The following is an 18,525-nucleotide window of genomic DNA, read 5'->3' on the forward strand; positions in this document are numbered from 1 at the left end:
CATGCATGCATATGACGACCTATAGAACAAGTTTCATTCTCTGTTTACTGCTTGTCAGTATTTCCGCCTGTTCTTCCGCATCACTCCCTGTTGTTATCAAAGGTGTGGCAACGAGTGAGATTATCCTGACTAGCTATGCCACTGCACGCGAAGAGCAAGCAGCGCATGTGCTGCAGCGGCATGTCGAGTTAATAACAGGTACACGTATTCCGATTGTAACAGGAGCCACATCTGCTAAGAAAACACATATCTGGATCGGACAAGCTGCCCTTGATAAAAAAGGCGATCTCGAAACGATCACCTTAGCCGGGGAAGGTCACGCTTTGCTAACCGAGGCGCCAAATGTATACATTGTCGGACATAAGGGGAAGAGCGTTCTTTATGGCGTGTATAGCCTCCTTGAAACCCATTTCGGTGTCCGCAAATACGATGCCGGCCCTGTAAGCTTTAAAAAGCGAAGCGATTTAGTTTTGCCGGATCATTTGCACGAGCTGTTTGAATCCCCCTTTATATATAGAGAATCTTTTTATCCAACGTCTACCAATGCTGAATATTTGGATTGGCACAAATTACACCGATTTGAAGATCTGTGGGGCGTTTGGGGGCATTCCTTTTTTAAATTTCTCCCGCCCGAAACCTATTTTAAGGCGCACCCCGAATATTATGCGTCGGTGAATGGAAAACGCCAGGCCACTCAGCTGTGCCTAAGCAACGCGGCCGTTTTACAATTAACAATCGCTTGGTTTAAAGAAAAAATAGCGGCTAATCCAGACGCTAGCTATTGGTCTATCGCTCCTATGGACGGGGCAGGTTATTGTACCTGTTCACTATGCAGCAAAGCAGATGCAGAAGAAGGTGGCCCGCAGGGTTCTCTGATCCGTTTTGTAAACGCTATAGCAAAAGAGTTTCCTGCGCAGCAATTTACCACCTTGGCATACGGATATACAGCCAACGCACCCCGCAAAACTAAACCAGCTAAAAACGTTTTCATTCAGCTGAGTACGATCGACGCCAATCGGCAGCTCCCCCTCTCGTCGGAACCAAAATCTGCTGCCTTTAGGAAACAATTGCAAGATTGGGCTGGCTGTACCGATAATTTATTTATTTGGGATTATACTACGCAGTTTACCGCTTACCTAAATCCTTTTCCAATGTATGATACCTACCAAGAGAATATGCAGTATCTATCCGCTCATGGTGTAAAAGGAGTATTTGAACAAGGTGGTGGTTCTACTTTTTCAGATATGGCGCCTCTGGTTTCTTATTTACAAGCAAAATTACTTTGGAATCCAAAAGCAGACCCCTTTGCTATCCGCAAAGACTTTCTAAATGGTTACTACGGAAAAGCTGCTTCCTTTATAGACGCTTACCTAAATATGTTGTTGAAGGCGCGCGATGAAAGCCACGCTATTTTGGATATTTATGGCAGTCCGATATTAAGTAGGACTAACTATCTTAGTCCACAATGGATTGAACGCTATAGTGAGCTATTGGATGAGGCTGAGGCATCAGTAGAAGGCAGTCCCTTATTTTCAAAGCGTGTGGAGGCCGTTCGCTTAAGCCTTGAATATGCTGTTTTGCAACAGTCGCGAAGTTTCGGCGTATATCCACATGGTTACTTAGAAAAGCTCGGTAGCGCCTATCAGGTAAAAACAAATTGGCCAGCTCGTATAAAGCATTTCGTTTTCCAAGCTAAAGAACATGGAGTACAAGAGTTAGCAGAAGGCGGGGCATCACCAGATGCATATGCCGCTGAATGGCAGGAGATATTTGCCAATCCCTATTTACCGTCTCTTTTACTAGGGCAGCAAGTAGAATTAAAAGGTGATTATGTGCTTGATTATCCTGCAAACGGACCGCAAACATTAACAGACGGTTTAGTAGGCAATACCGATTTTAGTTATAACTGGTTGTTATTTGAAGGGCTTGATGCCGATGCAATCATTAAGTTGCCCTTGCTAGCAAACCAATCAATATCGCTGCGGTTTAATTACCTTATAGATCCCCGCCACTATATATTTTCGCCTTTACAAGTGCTTATTCAAGCCTCACGCGATGGCAAAAATTTTCAAACGCTAAAAGAGCAATCATTAGAAGAAAACTATACAGAAGGCACTAAGGTACAGCAAAAAGAACTTACATTTCAAATTTCCAGTGAGATGAAATACATGAGATTAATACTGAAATGCCCAAACGAGCTCCCGAACTGGTTTTCGGGTGCACGTACGAGAAAACCACTTATCGCCTTGGATGAAATAACCTTAAAATAATAGTGTGAAAAGAAAGAGAATTACTGCGTAATTGTTTGTGCATATATGTATAATGTATTTAATTAATGAACTAAAGAAGTCTTTATTTGTTGTATTTTTGATCAAATAAAATCAAATTTAAGATGAACCATCCAGTTCCTAAAAATGAGAAAGAACGTGTACAAGCCCTGAGAAATTATGGTATACTTGACTCTTTGGAAGAGGATGAATTTAATAACATTACCGAAGCGGCAAGCTTAATATGTGATACCTCCATTTCACTTATATCTCTTATTGACGAAAACCGACAGTGGATAAAAGCTAAAAAAGGAATTGATATTACCGAGACACACAGAAGTGATTCGGTATGTCAGTATACCATTTTAGGTGATAAAATTTTTGAAGTTACGGATTTGTCGAAAGATGTGCGATTTTTGGGCAATCGGGATTTGACGGACGGTTCTCAGCTTTCCTTTTATGCGGGATTTCCTTTAATAGATCCTAATGGTTACGCATTGGGAGCGTTATGCGTTATTGACAAACAGCCTAAAAAACTTAACAGAAAACAAAAGCGATTATTGGAGCTTTTAGCTAAAAATGTAGTTACTTTAATTTTAGAAAGAAAACACACGCAAGAGGCCAAATATTTTGCCAAGCTATTTGTCATATCCAAAGATCTTATTAGTTCCGTTATGTTAGACGGAACAATAAAAATGGTAAACCCAGCTTTTCGAAATCTTTTAGGATGGAAAGAGGAAGATTTATTAGAACGGAACATTTTGGAATTTGTTTACCAGGAAGATCTGAAAAAAACGGAAGAAGAACTCGGGAGCAGGAGTTTAGGAAAGTCGACAATCCATTTTACGAATCGTCTATTGACGAAGGATGGTAATCACAGAACTATTCAATGGTCAGTAAATCCTAACAGCATTGAAAATCAAGTATTTGTTGTCGGCCGGGATATTACTGTAGAAACGATCAAAAATCAGGAACTTGAGATAAGCGAAAATAAACTTCGTTCTTTTTTTGAAAATTCCCAAGGGCTTATGTGCACGCACGACCTATCGGGAAATTTTTTATCAGTTAACCAAGCAGGTGCAGCCATATTAGGCTACGAAAAGAGTGAAATTCTAGGCATGTCGTTATTCGACTTGGTTCCTTCTTACCATCATGAATTTTTGCAAAATTATCTAAAAAAAATCAAAGAAAACCGAAAGGATTCAGGTTTAATGAAAACACTTCACAAAAATGGAGATCCTTTATTTTGGCTATATAACAATGTTTTAGAGCAAGATGCAGACGGAAACGACTATGTAATCGGTAATGCAATTGATATGACCGAACGTTTAAAGTTGGAACGGGATCTAAAAAAAACAAAGGAAATGTTAGAGCAGACCAACCTCGTTTCAAAAGTAGGTGGCTGGGAGGTCGATTTGGTTAATAATCGGACAATATGGTCGGATGTTACCAAGCGCATTCATGAAGTACCTGCAGATTATGAGCCAAACACTCAAAAAGCTTTAGCTTTTTACGAAGATGAAAGTCGGGAAGTTATTCAAGAGGCTTTTCAAGACGCCATTACAAAGGGAATACCTTATGATCTCGAATTACAGTTGCTTACAGCAAAAGGGCGGTTAATATGGGTCAGAAGCTATGGTCAACCTGAAATAGTTGATGGTGTTTGCAAACGTGTGTACGGTGCCTTTCAAGACATTACGGAAAGTCATGAAAAGAACCAGGAATTAAAAAAAGCAAAACTCTTGGCAGAACAGGCTAGTAAAGCCAAATCTGAATTTTTAGCAAATATGAGCCATGAGATTAGAACACCTCTCAACGGCGTTATAGGTTTCACAGATCTTATATTAAAAACAGCTTTAAATGAAACACAGAAAGAGTATCTCGCAATTGTAAATGACTCTGCAATTTCGCTTTTGGCAATCATAAATGATATCTTGGATTTCTCTAAAATAGAAGCGGGTAAACTTGAGTTGAATATAGAGAAGGTCGACTTATTTGATTTAGGCGAACAGGTTACTAATGTAATCACTTACCAAGCACAAAAGAAAGGCTTGGAGTTACTTCTTGATATCTCTCCTTATCTTCCTCGTTTCATATGGGCTGATGACGCAAGGCTAAAACAGATATTGATTAATTTATTAGGAAATGCCATCAAATTCACCGAAGCAGGAGAAATTGAACTTAAAATAGAAGAAATCGAAAGAAGTTCGCAAGAAAATAAATTAACACTAAGATTCTTCGTAACCGATACGGGAATCGGAATTCAACCTGATAAACAGCAGAAGATTTTTGAAGCCTTTGCACAAGAGGATAGCACAATTAGTAAGAAATATGGTGGAACCGGTTTGGGATTAACAATTTCCAATAAGCTACTAGGATTGATGGGAAGCACATTAGCTTTAAAAAGCGATGTGGGATTTGGTAGTACATTTTATTTCGATCTCGAACTTTCGTACGAAGATGGCGATCCAGCGCATAATGGAGATTTGGTAGACATCCAATCTGTTTTAGTTGTGGACGATAATGAACACAACCGAATGATATTGAAAAGAATGCTATCATCAAAACAAATCGATGTTGAATCGGTAAACAATGGTTTTGATGCCTTGCAAAAGTTATATGACGGTAAAAGCTATGATTTATTGATTATAGATTACCATATGCCTATCATAGACGGATTGGAGGTGATCCGGAAAATACGGCAAAACACTATTAGTGAAAATTTTCAAGTGCCCATTATTTTGCTACATAGTTCATCTGAAGATGGTACAATTATCAGAGAGACGAAAGACTTAGCGGTAAGCCATTTAACAAAGCCGATTAATTCGAGAGACATGTATGAAGCACTAAAAAAAATACATAACATCGGTAACGTTGAGGTATTTGGTATCGATAGTTCAACATCAGATATCGTCACTTCTTCTTTTGAGGTATTGATTGCTGAAGACAATACGGTAAATATGTTGCTAACCAGTACAATTATTACGAGAGTTGCACCTAAGATTCGCATTTCCAAGGCAGAGAATGGTTTACTGGCCGTCGAAGCATGTAGAGCGCAGATGCCAGATCTTATCTTTATGGATATCCAAATGCCTGAGCTCAATGGCTTGGAAGCAGCACGCCGTATTCGACTGCTACCTTACGGCAATGATGTGATTATTATAGCCCTTACCGCGGGCAATGTGAAGGGAGAAAGGGAAAAGTGTCTAGCCGCTGGTTTTAATGATTTTATTGCCAAGCCTATTGTTGAAAAAGATATAGAATCGAAAATCAAAAAGTGGTTAGCGCCAAAAAATGAGGAGGATATAGATGAACAAATGCATTTTAACAGCAAAAAAATTGAAGAGTATGCTGATGGGGACGAACAATTTGCCCGAGAACTCATAAAAGTTACCATCTCCGAATTGGAAAAAGCGAGTCAAAAACTTCAGGAAGGAAAGGAGTTAGATCTACTTTCTCTTAATCAGTTAGGACATAAACTTTCAGGAACAGCAAGTGCCGCGGGTTTAATTGTGTTGACAGAATTAGCCAATAAGTTAGAGAAATCAAATAGTTTAGAGGAGGTGAATGCAAATATGTTGGTAAGCCAAATCCAACATGAAATACAAGTGATTAATGCGTTTTTTAAACGTAAATTTAGCTAAATAGGAAAAGAGCGTATGTTGATTTTAATTGCGGAAGACGACGAACACCTTCGTAAGGTATTGCAAATCAGGCTGTTAAAAGATGGATATCAAGTTATTGTAGCCACAGACGGCCAAGACGCGCTGGATAAGCTCTCGAGCCATTTTCCTGATTTAGTAATAACAGATATTGTGATGCCTTACATATCAGGGTTAGAGGTGGTTAAATTTGTAAAGGCAAATACAGAGAGGCAGGTTCCCGTGATTGTTCTTTCTGCTTTAGGCCAAGAGGAAATTGTGCAGGAAGCTTTCCTGTTGGGCGCCGATGATTTTATCGTTAAGCCATTTAGCCTCGCCGAGTTTGTGCTTCGTCTCAGACGATTTGCATTAATGATTAAAAACTGATGCACATCGGTTTCAGTTGTATTGATTGTATAAACCTGCACGAGGTAAGCCTGGGAGCCGAGCGAAATTTTGATTTCCGAAGGAAGGATGGGCATATGAACCGCTATTCGATTAATCTGCAGCATGGTTCTTTACTGCTTATGAAAGGCGATCTGCAGCTTTACCGGGAGGGAACACAGATAGCTAAATCGAGCGCAATTATAAGTCCTAGGATAAATCTGACGTTTAGAAAGGTGATGTGAATATTTGAAAAAGCAGACTGATGGTTGTCATAAACACAAATTTAACTACAAGCCATTTAAGTAATTACTGCTTCATCTCTTGTTTGACCTGTTTTCTTTTTGCAGTCTTCCTACCAATTCATCCTCCTGCCCTTCTGTGTAGGTTAGATCATCATCTGTTAATTCACCCCACTTTTGCTTAACTTTCCCTTTCAGCTCGTTCCAAGAATTGCGAATCTATTGATTTAAAACTATCATCTCTTTTCCCTTTGCGTAGATTTTTTCAAAAAAAATGAATGGCAGGCTATTTCTGCACAGATAATCCTTTAGGTCATCTACCGTCATTTTAAGTTCGGCAGCGAGTAGAGAAGTTACCGGAATACCGAGCGCTGTTAACTGATCGATTGTTTCCTTGCTGAAGAATCCTTGCTTTTCCGCTTCTATATAAAGATTTCTAAGTTGACTATTTCGTTGAAAAACCAATCGTTCTCGACTGGTCAGTTCCTCCTGCCTTTCAGCCATGATATTTGTGGTAAACTGGTGCATTTGTTTGATATGATGTAGCGAAAGCTTTGCATCATGGCAAACCAGCTGATCGCCATTCTTTTTTGACATCCGCAATATGAAATGTACATTTTCTGATGAATCATCGTTGAGTTCTTCGAACTCCAAGTAAGTGAAGCCTGTTTTTATTTTTATCCGGTTACGCGGCATTTTATCTAACGGTATTACAGAATTAAACCATATTGAAGTATTTAAATTTGCATTTTAACTCTCATTGTAGGTGGCGTTTAACCCTTCGAACAAAATCATCAATATTGAATGGCTTGCTTATAAAATCCAGGAATGTGCAGCGCGAATCATTACTGGAATTAACTACAGCAGACATCAGTATGATAGGTATGATTTCCCGGATGTCCGGATTATCCTCAACGAGTAAAACTTTCTTTTTTAGAATCACAGCAATAAATCACTTTAGATATGCACAACTTCTTATAATAATAGTTACGAAATTTTGCGATGTTCGGTTTTTTCATTTAAGTTTTACATCAAAAGTGTTACACACGAAATGTATGATACCTCTGTACTGTTCCTGTAATTTACAGAAAAGCATATTGATCCATGGATACGTGGTCAATCAGTATCGGTAAATGATGCTGTCGTATTTCGTTGCATAAGGTGCTCTCTAATTCGAGTTCATCACCCGGTTTAAGGCCGAAGTTCGCATCATCCCTCACGCAATAAGCTGTCCACTTTTGTTCAGTTACTCTTGCTACAGCAGCAAAGCGCATACCGGATGTAGTGCATATTATTTCGAGTATTGAAGCTATATCATCTATTGCATTTAGTCTTTGGATAAGGTTTTGGTCGATATACATTTGCTGAAAATTAGTACAGAATCAAAGTTACTAAATTTTACCGGCAACCACCATTTGATCTAAGGTAGGTGTTTCTACACCGCCTTCTTTTTCAATAGTGATAGCAAACATCTCGGCCTTTTGAATTGTTTTCATCTGTTGCATAGCTTCTAAGCTAGCTTGGTTGAAAACACCGGCACTTACCGGTTTTCCATTTACAATTGCCCACAGCTGATATTGTTTTCCTTTAGGTAGGATTTTCAACTTGTTGGGCAGCAAATAAACTTCTTTTGTTGCGCCATCCCAATAAAGGGCAGCAGTAAGCTCCTCGTGGCCAGCTACCCCCTGTAGATCTAGTTTTCGCACCCCAAGTTTTCCAACAACGGCGATCCGCTGCTTAAGCGTATCGGCCTGACCCCGGTATTGTGTAAGCTCTGCTGTTAAAGACCGTTGTTGTGTGGCCATCAATAATATTTCGGTCTTCAGTTTTTTCACAGTATAGACATGGTATATCGCGCCCAATAGCAGTAATATGATGGCAGTCGCGGCAACGAAAGTGGCAGGATTTGTTTTGCGTTTTTTATGCTCAGCAATATCAACTATTTCCGGATGTTCCTGCGTATTGGTATCCAATGCACCGGCTTGATCCGCGATCAAACCCTCTTCCTGTAAAGCCTTTAATATGCGATCTTTGCCGGCTGCAGGTGGTGCTGTTGCATTAGCCTCGGCAAAAAGTTCAATACTTTCCTGCGCTTCCAATAAAGCCATCCTTATTTCAGGATATTGCATACAAAGTGCCTCCAGCTCGCGAGCTTCTTCCCCACTAGCCATACCGAGTGCGTACATTTCAATAACTCCTGACGATATGTATGCCTTTATATCCAATTTAATTCAATATTTGCCTTAATTGTGTTAATGCTTGCCTTGCTCTCGACTTTACCGTACCCAACGGTATGTCCAACTCTTTTGATATTTCCTCTTGTGTGTACCCTTGATAATAAGCCAACTCAATAATAACCCGATGCTCTTCCTTCAACTTATCCAACACGTTTCTTAGCCCCAAGTGATCTACCTTCGTTTGTGTTTCATTTCCGTTCACATGCTTACCGGGCTCCAGACTGTCGGTATGCTGTTCTTTTTTTCGGATTCCCGATCGAAGATAATCAATTGCTACATGACGCATAATATTGAGCATCCAGGTAAACAACTTACCTTTACTGACATCATACTGTTCGATACTCTTCCATACTTTTACAAAGCCTTCCTGTAGTATATCGGTCGCCTCCTCGCCCTCTCCTACTATACGCTGAATAACCCCATAAAAGGCCGCAGCATAGCTATCGTACAGGTAACTGTAAGCTTGCTGGTCCCTACTTTTCAGGAGGGATACCAATTCTTCTTCTGTATAGATGGATTTTGTTGGCAAAGACAATCAGATAAAAATCTAGTAAATATAGTTAACTTTTCCGTTTTACAACAAGTACTGCCACCAATTGTTTTGTCTACCATCTTTGACCCATATACGGTAGGCCTGGCACATCGGATTTATGAGAACTGTTTTTGTGTTGGAATTGTGCTATTTTAATACGCTATTCTATTTGAGACTTTTAAACAATAAACTTAGCTGCTTCTTGTGCTTGTTCGTCAAAGCACAAACACGGATAAACTGTTTCTCAACTGCATAAAGTAACAGACAGGCAAAAAAACATTGTAGTGCTAAATGAAAATAGTTCAAACAAATTCGATCGTTTTTTTATTATAGTATAAAAAAATACTTTTTTTGAATTAAAATAGTTTATTATTGTTCTAAATTTGTATTTTAAGAGGAAGGTGAAATGCCATTTATTTAAAAATGAACTATAAACTAGTAAAAGACACTATACAATTGTTAGAACAATTTGAGATAGAAATGCAAGAGAAAGGTCAACACACCTGCGATATTAAAGACTTCAAACATTGGATAGCCAACAGTTTTCGCGAAGAAGTGTCTATTCAAGAACCTTACTGGGAAGGTAAGGAAAAAGGTAGAACACCCGAAAGTGCTATCAATACACTTATCGTTCACATGAATCGATATGCCAAGACCTATTCTAAGTCGGCAATACACAATTCGGACTTTTCTACGCAGGAGGAATTTATATATCTGATAAATCTCAGGGCTTTTGGAGCGATGACCAAAATGGAACTTATCAAAAGAAATATTCAGGATAAGCCTGTTGGTATGCAGATTATCAACCGACTGATGAACCAAGGATGGGTAGAACAACGGGATTCTGAAACAGATAAGAGGAGCAAAATTATACATATTACAAAAAAAGGGTTACAGTCGCTAGACAAGCAGATGGACAAAATCCGTCAAGCGACGAAAATCGTTACAGGTGACCTGACCCATCCTGAAAAAATGGAACTGATAAGATTGTTGAACAAACTTGATCATTTTCATCAACCGATATTTTCTCAAAATATAGACAGTGCAGAGCTGTTGGAGCGAGTGGCTGATGGGAATTTATCAGTAAAAAATAAAATACAATGAGAAAAAAGATAGCCATCATCGGTTCGGGAATTTCAGGACTTTCAGCGGCTGCCTATGCTGCAAAAAAGGGTAATGAGGTACATGTTTTCGAGAAAAATGGAAGTCCTGGTGGCCGCGCCAGACAGTTCAAAACTGATAATGGTTACACTTTTGATATGGGGCCGAGCTGGTATTGGATGCCTGATATTATCAATGATTTCTTCCGTGACTTTGGTTATGAAACGAACGATTTTTATGATTTAACACCACTGAACCCGCAGTTTGAAATGATATTCTCTGATGGTACCATTTCCCTACCAAAAAATTATGAGGAGATGAAAATCTTATTTGAGAACCTAGAAAAAGATGCTGGGATAAAGCTCGACGAGTTTATGGAAGCAGCTCAGTACAAATACCATGTGGGGATGAAAGAATTTGTAAACAAGCCTTGTCATAACTGGTCAGAATTTGTTTCGCTAAAGATCGCCAAAAGTGCGTTTAAGTTGGATTTACTGTCCAACTTCCGAGATTATATAGGTAAATATTTTTCGAACGCCAAACTGAAAGCCTTGATGGAATTTCCGGTCATTTTTCTTGGCGCATCTCCTAAAAATATTCCAGCATTATATAGCTTAATGAACTATGGAGGATACGTTCTGGGCACTTGGTATCCCATGGGCGGATTTTATGAATTAGTAAAAGCCATGAAGACCGTTGCCGAGGTGCAGGGGGCAAAATTCCATTTTAACCATAACGTTGAGAAGCTTAATACGGAGAAGGGAAAAGTGAGATCGCTTACTATCAACAAGGAAAAATGGGAATTTGATGTAGTGATTGCGTCGTCTGATTATCATCATACAGAAACGTTACTGGATGAAAAGTACAGGAACTATTCAGAAAACTATTGGGAAAGCAAAACATTCGCACCGTCCTGTCTCATTTACTATTTAGGATTTAAGGAGCCAATCACCCGCCTTAAGCATCATACGTTATTTTTTGAAAATGATTTTGACAAGCACATCGATGCTATTTATACGAATAAAAATTGGCCAGAAAAACCATTGTTTTATGCTTGTTGCCCTTCCAAAACAGATGCTGGTGTAGCTCCAGAAAATCACGAAAATATTTTTCTGTTAATGCCTTTGGCAACAGGTATTAAAGATGATGAAAACACAAGAGAAAGGTATCTGCACGAAATGCTTCAAAGACTTGAAAAACATACTGGTACTCCCGATTTACAACTAAAAATAGATTATAAAAAAAGCTATTGTGCACGCGACTTTATCAGTGATTATAATGCGTATCGGGGTAATGCTTATGGATTGGCAAATACGTTGAAACAAACTGCGGTATGGAAGCCCTCTATAAGAAATAAACAATTATCTAACCTGTATTATGCGGGGCAACTGACTGTTCCCGGACCGGGTGTACCCCCGGCCATAATATCTGGAAAAATAGTTGCAACAGAAGTTGATAAGCTAAAAACAATCCGCCATGAAAAGGTTATATGAGGAATTATCTTATGCCGTAAGCGAAGCTACAACCAAAAAGTATAGCACTAGTTTCTCATTTGGAATTCTGGCACTGCATCCCTCTATTCGGCCGTCTATTTATGCGATTTATGGTTATGTAAGACTTGCTGATGAAATAGTTGACAGCTTTCACGATTATAATAAATCTGAGTTACTGACGCGGTTTAAAAACCAGACAACAGAGGCTTTAGATGAAGGCATCTCATTGAATCCTATCTTACAATCCTTTCAGGAAACGGTCAATAAATACAGTATCGATAGGAACCTTATCTACCAGTTTCTACATAGTATGGAGATGGATCTAAAACCGGTGGAGTACAATTCTGACTTGTATCAGGAATATATCCTCGGTTCTGCGGAGGTAGTGGGATTGATGTGTTTACAGATATTTGTAGAAGGCAATAAAGCAATGTACGAATTATTAAAACCTTATGCTATGAAATTAGGTTCTGTATTTCAGAAAGTCAATTTTTTAAGGGATTTAAAAGAAGATTACCACCTTTTAGGTCGTACTTATTTCCCAAATATTCAAATGGGTGTTTTTAATAATGAAATCAAAATGCAGATTGAGCAGGGAATTGAGATCGAATTTAAAGAAGCATTGAAAGGTATTAGAAAACTACCCAATTCTTCAAAATTCGGTGTGTATCTTGCCTACAGATATTATTTGTCTTTATTTCAAAAAATAAAAAAAATGCCTGCAGAAAAAATTATGCATCAACGTATACGCATTGATAACAGGCAAAAATTGTCTTTGGCAATGAGTAGTTACGTACAGTTTAAAATGGCCTTAGTATGAAAATAGCATTATTGGTTTTTACAATGCTCTTGGGCAATCTTTTTACTTTGAATGCTTTAACCTTAGAAACTGTACGTAAGAATTATCAGTTGGCAATTGTAGACAAAAGTATTTGCAGATCGATGATCCAACAATTAGAAAACACCCAAACAAGCCATATACATATGGCTTATTTGGGCGCGTTTCAAACGATTTGGGCAAGGCACACCTCTAACCCAATTAGTAAACTTAAAACGTTCAATAAAGGTAAAACGAATATTGACAAAGCAGTCCGAATGGTTCCGAATAGCGTTGAAATAATTTTTATTCGTTATTCGGTGCAGCGTAATAGCCCTGGATTTTTGAGATATAACGGCAACTTGAAAGAAGACAGAAACTTTTTGCACGAAAAATGGCATAGCATCACTTCTGAGACTTTAAAAACCATGGTGGAACAACTTTTAAATCGTAAATAAGATGGCATATCAACTTCAAAGAACACAGCAACTCAAGAAACTGCTAAGGATTTTTGACTTCTGTCATCAAGTTTTGAAGGAATTATTTAATGCACAGAAAGAAATATGAACCTGCTGATAATACTACTTACATTCTTTATGATGGAAGCTGCCACCTGGCTCATTCACAAATATGTGATGCATGGATTTTTGTGGGGATTGCACCGTGACCACCACGATCGTGACGATGACAGCATTTTGGAAAGAAATGATTTGTTCTTTGCCATTTTTGCTACCCCTGCAATTATTTTGATGTATTTTGGAGCTAAACAAACCTTCGGCTACCTCTTTTCTATAGGGTTAGGGATTACCTTTTATGGAATAGCTTATTTTTTTGTTCACGATATTTTCATCCACCAGCGTGTAAAATTTTTAAAAAACACAAGAAACCCTTACCTTCTTGCTATTCGTCGTGCACACAAACAACATCATAAACACCTCGAAAAAAAAGACGGAGAATGTTTCGGGTTTCTATGGGTACCAATAAAATATTTCAAAATGTACTTTAAGAACAAAAACTGATGCAACCTTATACTTACTTATTGATCAACTTTTTTACAGTAATCATTTGTTTCATTTTTTCCTTTGACAAAAGAATACAGTTCAACAAGTATTTTGGCAGCTTTCTAAAAGCAGCTATTTTGGTAGCTATTCCGTTTATCACTTGGGATGTTTGGTTTACAGCAAACGGCATTTGGTGGTTTAATACCGATTACACCCTTGGAAAAAATATTTTTGGATTACCTATGGAAGAATGGATGTTCTTTATATGTATTCCTTTTTCCTGTGTATTCACTTACTATTGCCTGAACAAATTTTTTGACCTTTCTTGGGCAAATGCTTTTAATAATATTATAGTTTTTGTCAGTATTATTATCTGTGTATTAGTAGCGTTGTTGCATCACGACAAGCTATACACACTTGTCACAGCGTTAGTCACCATATTAACGCTCATTTATTTGTACTTTATAGCAAGAGCCCAATGGATTGGACAAGCCTCACTTGTTTTTACAGTCCTGATGCTCGGTTTCATTCCTGTTAATGGTATATTAACAGGAACAGGGCTTAATTCACCTATTGTCAATTATAATACAGATGCGATATTGAATATAAGGGTACTGACTATCCCGATAGAAGATTCGGTATACGGATATACGCAGTTTTTACTGGTTACTTATTTCTTCAGATTGTTTTCCAATCGCCAGAATGTAAAATGAGTAAGTTGGTATTGGGACACGACAGGGTGCTTTATCAAACAAATTGTGCTGCTTATTCTGGAAAGCCATTGAATACTATTTAGAATGTATCTAAAAATGTTACTGGGAGATTAATGGATTTATGATCTTCAGGCACTATTTTCAGGGCATCCAAACACTGTCAAATGAATAAACATCAATTATCTTTACTAATCAAGAAGTATCAAAGACTTATTGAACTTGAAAAAAACAGTTTAAAAAAAGCACTGTATCAAACATTTATTGAAGATTTGCAAACATTATTATGATTAGCATGTTGCTAAATTAGTTGTTTTACATAGTTAAATTTTTTCAAATTGTTTTAGTGACAGCAAAGCTCCTATCCAAGGAGCTTTGTTTTTTTTCTTACAATGAGAGACCGAATAGCTTTAATTGGTATCTTCTCTTTCTTGTGGATGATCCTCAAAATACTGGCGAGCCTGTTTTAAGCCAGTAGCAATTGCAATGCTTTCATCTCCGTTTTCTTTAAGGATCTCGTTGGCAATCTCTACCGCTTTCTCACGCAAGTATTTCGGTTGGTTCTTATATGATGGTGGATAATCTCCGTTATACCAGGGCATAGTTTTCTCTTTTTTATATAACAGTTGGCGCACAATTTTGATTGCCGCGGTATCACTGCAGGAAATGCTGCAATGCACTATATCCAGCTAAACAAATCAGAAAGCTTTTGGTTTATAACTAAGACGCCGAAATCGTTGATTAGGGCTCTAACTGGTTATGAATATTCTATCATGAGTAAAAGCAAAGATCTTAGTGAGAATAAAAAGCCATTAACGGATGAACAATATCGTAAGTTATTCGCACGTATCGATCAGGGTTTTGCACTGATAGAAAAAATTTCAACCCCAGTGGGTGTTCAAAGTAATTATCGCTACCTGGCTGTAAACGCGGCTTTTGAAAAGCACACCGGTTTAAGAGACGTGGAAGGAAAAACAATCTTAGAACTGGTGCCGGAAGCGGAAGAAAGAATTCTAAATTATTATGACAGTGTGGTTGCTGAAGGACAGCAAATAGCTTTTGAAGATCACATTAAGTCGATGGATATGTGGATGGCGGCTGATGTTATCCCGACGGAGGATTCAGAGCGTATTATTGTTCTTTTTACCAATATTACGGAGCGTAAACGTGTAGAGAAAATATTACGTGAAAACGAACAGCGTAAGGGGTTTTTTCTGCGACTAACAGATGCATTACGACCTTTTGACAATCCGGCTACCATCCAGGAGCTGGTAACCAAGCAGGCGATGGATTTTTTTCAGGCAGATAGGTGCTACTATTGTGAGATCGAACATGGAAATGCGATTATTCGACGAGATGCCTCCGTGCAATATCTACCGAGTGTAGCTGGTATCTACCCGCTGTATTCGATGCCTCTTTTTGATACGGTGATACGCGCCGGACGCCCCCTCATCGTTAATGATATTGAAAAATCAACTATTATAGATGCAAATGTGCATGCGTTATGTTTACAGTTAAAAGTAATTTCGTTTATAGACGTACCCGTTATCAAAAATGGAACCGCAGTAGGTTTGCTCTGTGTGGTACAGAGCAAACCCAGAGAATGGACACATTTTGAAACAACTATTGCGGAAGAATTGGCAGAACGCGCCTGGGCCGCAGTGACAAGAGCAAAATCTGAAGAAATGGCAAGGATTGCTGAAGAGCGGCTGCGAAGCTTAAATGAGGCATTTCTGACGACTGTAAATGGCTCACCATTGGTAGAGTCGCTTCAGATCCTTACCGAAATCATCTCGCGTGAGACTTCCGGTGAGGCTAGAAGTTCTTTTCATCTTTTTAATGAAGACAATACCCGATTAATAACGGTTCGTGCAGTGGGAAATATGCCTGACGCTTTTGCTAATTGGATGGATAGTATCGATGCTGATAGTTATCCCCTCACCTGTGGTCATATAGATGCGAAGGGTGCTTCGAAACTGGCCAGCGATATCACGTTGGAACCGCTTTGGTTACCTCATCTGGATATGGCAAAAGCCTACGACATTCGAAGTTATTGGTGTTTTGGATTGAATTGGGCCAACACAACACTAGGAATCCTTGCCTTATATTTTTCTAGAAACCAACAAGCTTCACCAGGCTATTTGACTTTAGCAACGGCCATTACTCAAGCAGCGTCGATCATTATTTCGCGCCATATGGACATACGGAAACGTATACTGGCAGAAGAAAAATACCGCACGCTTTTTGACTCTATTGATCAGGGCTTCTGTATAGTAGAAGTAATTTTCAATCGAAATAATGAAGCGTTGGACTACAGGTTTGTTGAGGCAAACCCCGCATTTTACAAACAGACGGGTCTTGAAAATGCCGTTGGGAAAACCATGCGGGAATTGGCACCTGATCATGAAGCATTTTGGTTTGAAACGTATGGTAAAATCGCTTTAACTGGCATTCCGGGAAGGTTCGAGCATACAGCTGAATCATTGGAAAGCTGGTATGATGTATATGCGTTTCGCATTGGTGAAGCGCGGGAACGTAAGGTAGCCATTATATTTAACGATATTAAAGACAGAATCAATTCTGAAGAAGCTGAACGTCTTCGAAATTATATACTGTTGGAACAATCCGAACAGATCGCTTTACTTGGAAGCTGGGAGTATGATCTTTTACAATCTGTTTTTATTTGGTCTGATGGGATGTACAAATTATTTAATCTAGAAAAAGGGATAGCGATTGAGCCGGAGATATATCTTAAATATGCCACGAAAGAGTGTCGCGCTAAAGCGGAACATTTGGTGCGCCTCATAAAAAGCGGAGCATCAGATTTTGATGAAAGGATTGAGCTGAAAATTGGCACTCAATTGAAAATTTTGCATTTGAAAGCTCGAATTATCTACAACCAACAAGGGCACCCCGTAAAGGTACTGGGCGTTGACCGAGATATTACAGCGACATTTTTGGCGGAAGAAAAAATTCGAAAGATGGAGGCTGACCAGCAATTGGAAATATTTCGGCAGACTTTAAACGCGCAGGAGGAAGAACGCCGTCGTATATCCGAAAGTTTACATAATGGACTAGGTCAAATGCTTTACGGCATTAAATTGAGTGTGGGGAATTTGACGATCAATGATGCCCTCCGTTCACCGGAGAATTACGCGGAAGCAAAAAAGTATACTGATAGGCTGTTAATGGAAGGCATTCGTGAAAGTAGACGCATTTCTCATGAATTGATGCCGACTATGTTGGAAGATTTCGGCTTGGAGGCAGCTGTTGACGACATCTGTAAACAGCTTACCAATGGAACCTTGTTTCATTGTGTCTATGAAAACCTGAACCGTAGACTTCCAAAATACATGGAGCTCGCAGTTTATCGAACGATACAGGAATTGATGCTCAATATAGTAAAGCATTCGGAAGCAAGCTCCGCAACGGTCAGCATTGTCAATAATAACAAAGAAATAATCATTGAAGTAAAAGATAATGGAGTGGGTATGCAGGCCGCTAATTATGCTAAGCAGGGTATTGGTCTCGCATCCATTAAAAATAAAGTAAAATTGCTTAACGGAAAAGTAAGGATTGACTCCACCCCGCAGCGTGGTACGCTTGTCAGGGTTGTTATGCCTTATCAGTAATAAAGAGCCTTTGAGTTAATGTAATACTTAAAGTCATCATTTATAGCATTTGAATTATGATAAAAATAGTTTTAGTTGAGGATCATAATGTGGTGAGAAAAGGATTGGCCGACCTATTCAATAAGCAGGAAGGAATGGAAGTTGTAGGCCAGGTAGCGGGAGCAGATGAGGTTCTGCAATTATTTGCGGAAGGTCTTGAAGCTAACTTGCTTATTTCAGATTTGAATTTACCTGAGATAGATGGGATCGAGCTAACCAAAAGAATGGCTTCCAAATTTCCTACTGTAAAGGTGGTTATACTTACGATGCACAATAAGGAAATTTTTGTTAGGGAGGCTTTTGAAGCCGGCGCTAAAGGTTATATCCTGAAAGATGGTGATTTTGAAAAAATGGTCAAAGCAGTACGCCAAGTCGCTGAAGGTAATAACTTCGTATGTGACACGATTTAATATTTAATGATACCTTTGA

18 protein-coding genes are annotated in these 18,525 nt (G+C 38.8%); 12 read left to right on the forward strand and 6 right to left on the reverse strand.

Features of this window, described 5'->3' with window-relative positions; all coding sequences use genetic code 11:
• Window positions 1–11: 11 nt before the first annotated feature.
• From BMY50_RS07295 to BMY50_RS07310, 4 genes are all read left to right on the forward strand, one after another.
• Window positions 12–2,270, forward strand: a complete 2,259-nt coding sequence (locus tag BMY50_RS07295) for a DUF4838 domain-containing protein (RefSeq protein WP_162276552.1) — start codon at window positions 12–14, stop codon at window positions 2,268–2,270.
• Between the two features lie 122 nt (window positions 2,271–2,392).
• A complete protein-coding gene (locus BMY50_RS07300; RefSeq protein WP_093321208.1) occupies window positions 2,393–5,911 on the forward strand; it encodes a response regulator in 3,519 nt (1,172 codons plus the stop codon).
• Window positions 5,912–5,926: 15 nt separating this feature from the next.
• Entirely contained in the window at window positions 5,927–6,295 is a 369-nt protein-coding gene (locus BMY50_RS07305) for a response regulator transcription factor (RefSeq protein ID WP_093321213.1), read from the forward strand.
• Window positions 6,295–6,537 carry an alpha-ketoglutarate-dependent dioxygenase AlkB gene (locus tag BMY50_RS07310; RefSeq protein WP_093321217.1) on the forward strand — a complete coding sequence of 81 codons (243 nt, stop codon included), beginning with the start codon at window positions 6,295–6,297 and terminating at the stop codon, window positions 6,535–6,537. The genes BMY50_RS07305 and BMY50_RS07310 overlap by 1 nt, the downstream gene beginning before the upstream one ends.
• A gap of 72 nt (window positions 6,538–6,609) precedes the next feature.
• Here the strand turns inward: BMY50_RS07310 and BMY50_RS07315 are convergent, their stop codons facing one another.
• The 5 genes from BMY50_RS07315 to BMY50_RS07330 all read right to left on the reverse strand — a co-directional run bounded on the left by BMY50_RS07315 (window position 6,610) and on the right by BMY50_RS07330 (window position 9,300).
• Window positions 6,610–6,753: a CsbD family protein gene (locus BMY50_RS07315; RefSeq protein WP_202907806.1), complete on the reverse strand. Its 144-nt coding sequence runs from the start codon at window positions 6,751–6,753 to the stop codon at window positions 6,610–6,612.
• Entirely contained in the window at window positions 6,754–7,230 is a 477-nt protein-coding gene (locus BMY50_RS28310; protein ID WP_202907762.1) for a hypothetical protein, read from the reverse strand.
• A gap of 386 nt (window positions 7,231–7,616) precedes the next feature.
• Complete coding sequence (locus BMY50_RS07320) at window positions 7,617–7,895, reverse strand: hypothetical protein (protein WP_093321222.1); 279 nt, start codon at window positions 7,893–7,895, stop codon at window positions 7,617–7,619.
• 30 nt (window positions 7,896–7,925) lie between these two features.
• Window positions 7,926–8,759 carry an anti-sigma factor gene (locus tag BMY50_RS07325; RefSeq protein ID WP_139202229.1) on the reverse strand — a complete coding sequence of 278 codons (834 nt, stop codon included), beginning with the start codon at window positions 8,757–8,759 and terminating at the stop codon, window positions 7,926–7,928.
• Window position 8,760: 1 nt separating this feature from the next.
• Complete coding sequence (locus BMY50_RS07330; protein WP_093321231.1) at window positions 8,761–9,300, reverse strand: RNA polymerase sigma factor; 540 nt, start codon at window positions 9,298–9,300, stop codon at window positions 8,761–8,763.
• Between the two features lie 426 nt (window positions 9,301–9,726).
• On the opposite strand from BMY50_RS07330, the gene BMY50_RS07335 reads away from it, so the two are divergent.
• The 6 genes from BMY50_RS07335 to BMY50_RS07360 all read left to right on the forward strand — a co-directional run bounded on the left by BMY50_RS07335 (window position 9,727) and on the right by BMY50_RS07360 (window position 14,428).
• Window positions 9,727–10,407 (forward strand): MarR family winged helix-turn-helix transcriptional regulator, encoded by a 681-nt coding sequence (locus BMY50_RS07335; protein ID WP_093321235.1) that lies wholly within the window; start codon window positions 9,727–9,729, stop codon window positions 10,405–10,407.
• Complete coding sequence (locus BMY50_RS07340) at window positions 10,404–11,897, forward strand: phytoene desaturase family protein (RefSeq protein WP_093321239.1); 1,494 nt, start codon at window positions 10,404–10,406, stop codon at window positions 11,895–11,897. The genes BMY50_RS07335 and BMY50_RS07340 overlap by 4 nt, the downstream gene beginning before the upstream one ends.
• Window positions 11,881–12,717: a phytoene/squalene synthase family protein gene (locus BMY50_RS07345; protein WP_093321244.1), complete on the forward strand. Its 837-nt coding sequence runs from the start codon at window positions 11,881–11,883 to the stop codon at window positions 12,715–12,717. The genes BMY50_RS07340 and BMY50_RS07345 overlap by 17 nt, the downstream gene beginning before the upstream one ends.
• A complete protein-coding gene (locus tag BMY50_RS07350) occupies window positions 12,714–13,172 on the forward strand; it encodes a hypothetical protein (protein ID WP_093321247.1) in 459 nt (152 codons plus the stop codon). Before BMY50_RS07345 ends, BMY50_RS07350 begins: the two co-directional genes overlap by 4 nt.
• 105 nt (window positions 13,173–13,277) lie before the next feature.
• Complete coding sequence (locus BMY50_RS07355; RefSeq protein ID WP_093321252.1) at window positions 13,278–13,733, forward strand: sterol desaturase family protein; 456 nt, start codon at window positions 13,278–13,280, stop codon at window positions 13,731–13,733.
• On the forward strand, window positions 13,733–14,428 hold the full coding sequence (locus BMY50_RS07360; RefSeq protein WP_093321257.1) for a lycopene cyclase domain-containing protein: 696 nt from the start codon (window positions 13,733–13,735) through the stop codon (window positions 14,426–14,428). Before BMY50_RS07355 ends, BMY50_RS07360 begins: the two co-directional genes overlap by 1 nt.
• 407 nt (window positions 14,429–14,835) lie before the next feature.
• On the opposite strand, the gene BMY50_RS07365 is transcribed toward BMY50_RS07360, so the two are convergent.
• Window positions 14,836–15,027 carry a DUF2188 domain-containing protein gene (locus BMY50_RS07365; protein WP_093323665.1) on the reverse strand — a complete coding sequence of 64 codons (192 nt, stop codon included), beginning with the start codon at window positions 15,025–15,027 and terminating at the stop codon, window positions 14,836–14,838.
• A gap of 171 nt (window positions 15,028–15,198) precedes the next feature.
• Here BMY50_RS07365 and BMY50_RS07370 point away from each other — a divergent pair, with 171 nt between their 5' ends.
• Window positions 15,199–18,057, forward strand: coding sequence for a GAF domain-containing protein (locus BMY50_RS07370; RefSeq protein WP_162276553.1), 2,859 nt, complete (start codon window positions 15,199–15,201; stop codon window positions 18,055–18,057).
• Window positions 18,058–18,113: 56 nt separating this feature from the next.
• A complete protein-coding gene (locus tag BMY50_RS07375) occupies window positions 18,114–18,506 on the forward strand; it encodes a response regulator (protein ID WP_093321265.1) in 393 nt (130 codons plus the stop codon).
• The last annotated feature ends 19 nt before the right edge of the window (window positions 18,507–18,525 follow it).

This window comes from Olivibacter domesticus (assembly GCF_900109575.1).
Taxonomy (GTDB): Bacteria; Bacteroidota; Bacteroidia; order Sphingobacteriales; family Sphingobacteriaceae; genus Olivibacter; species Olivibacter domesticus.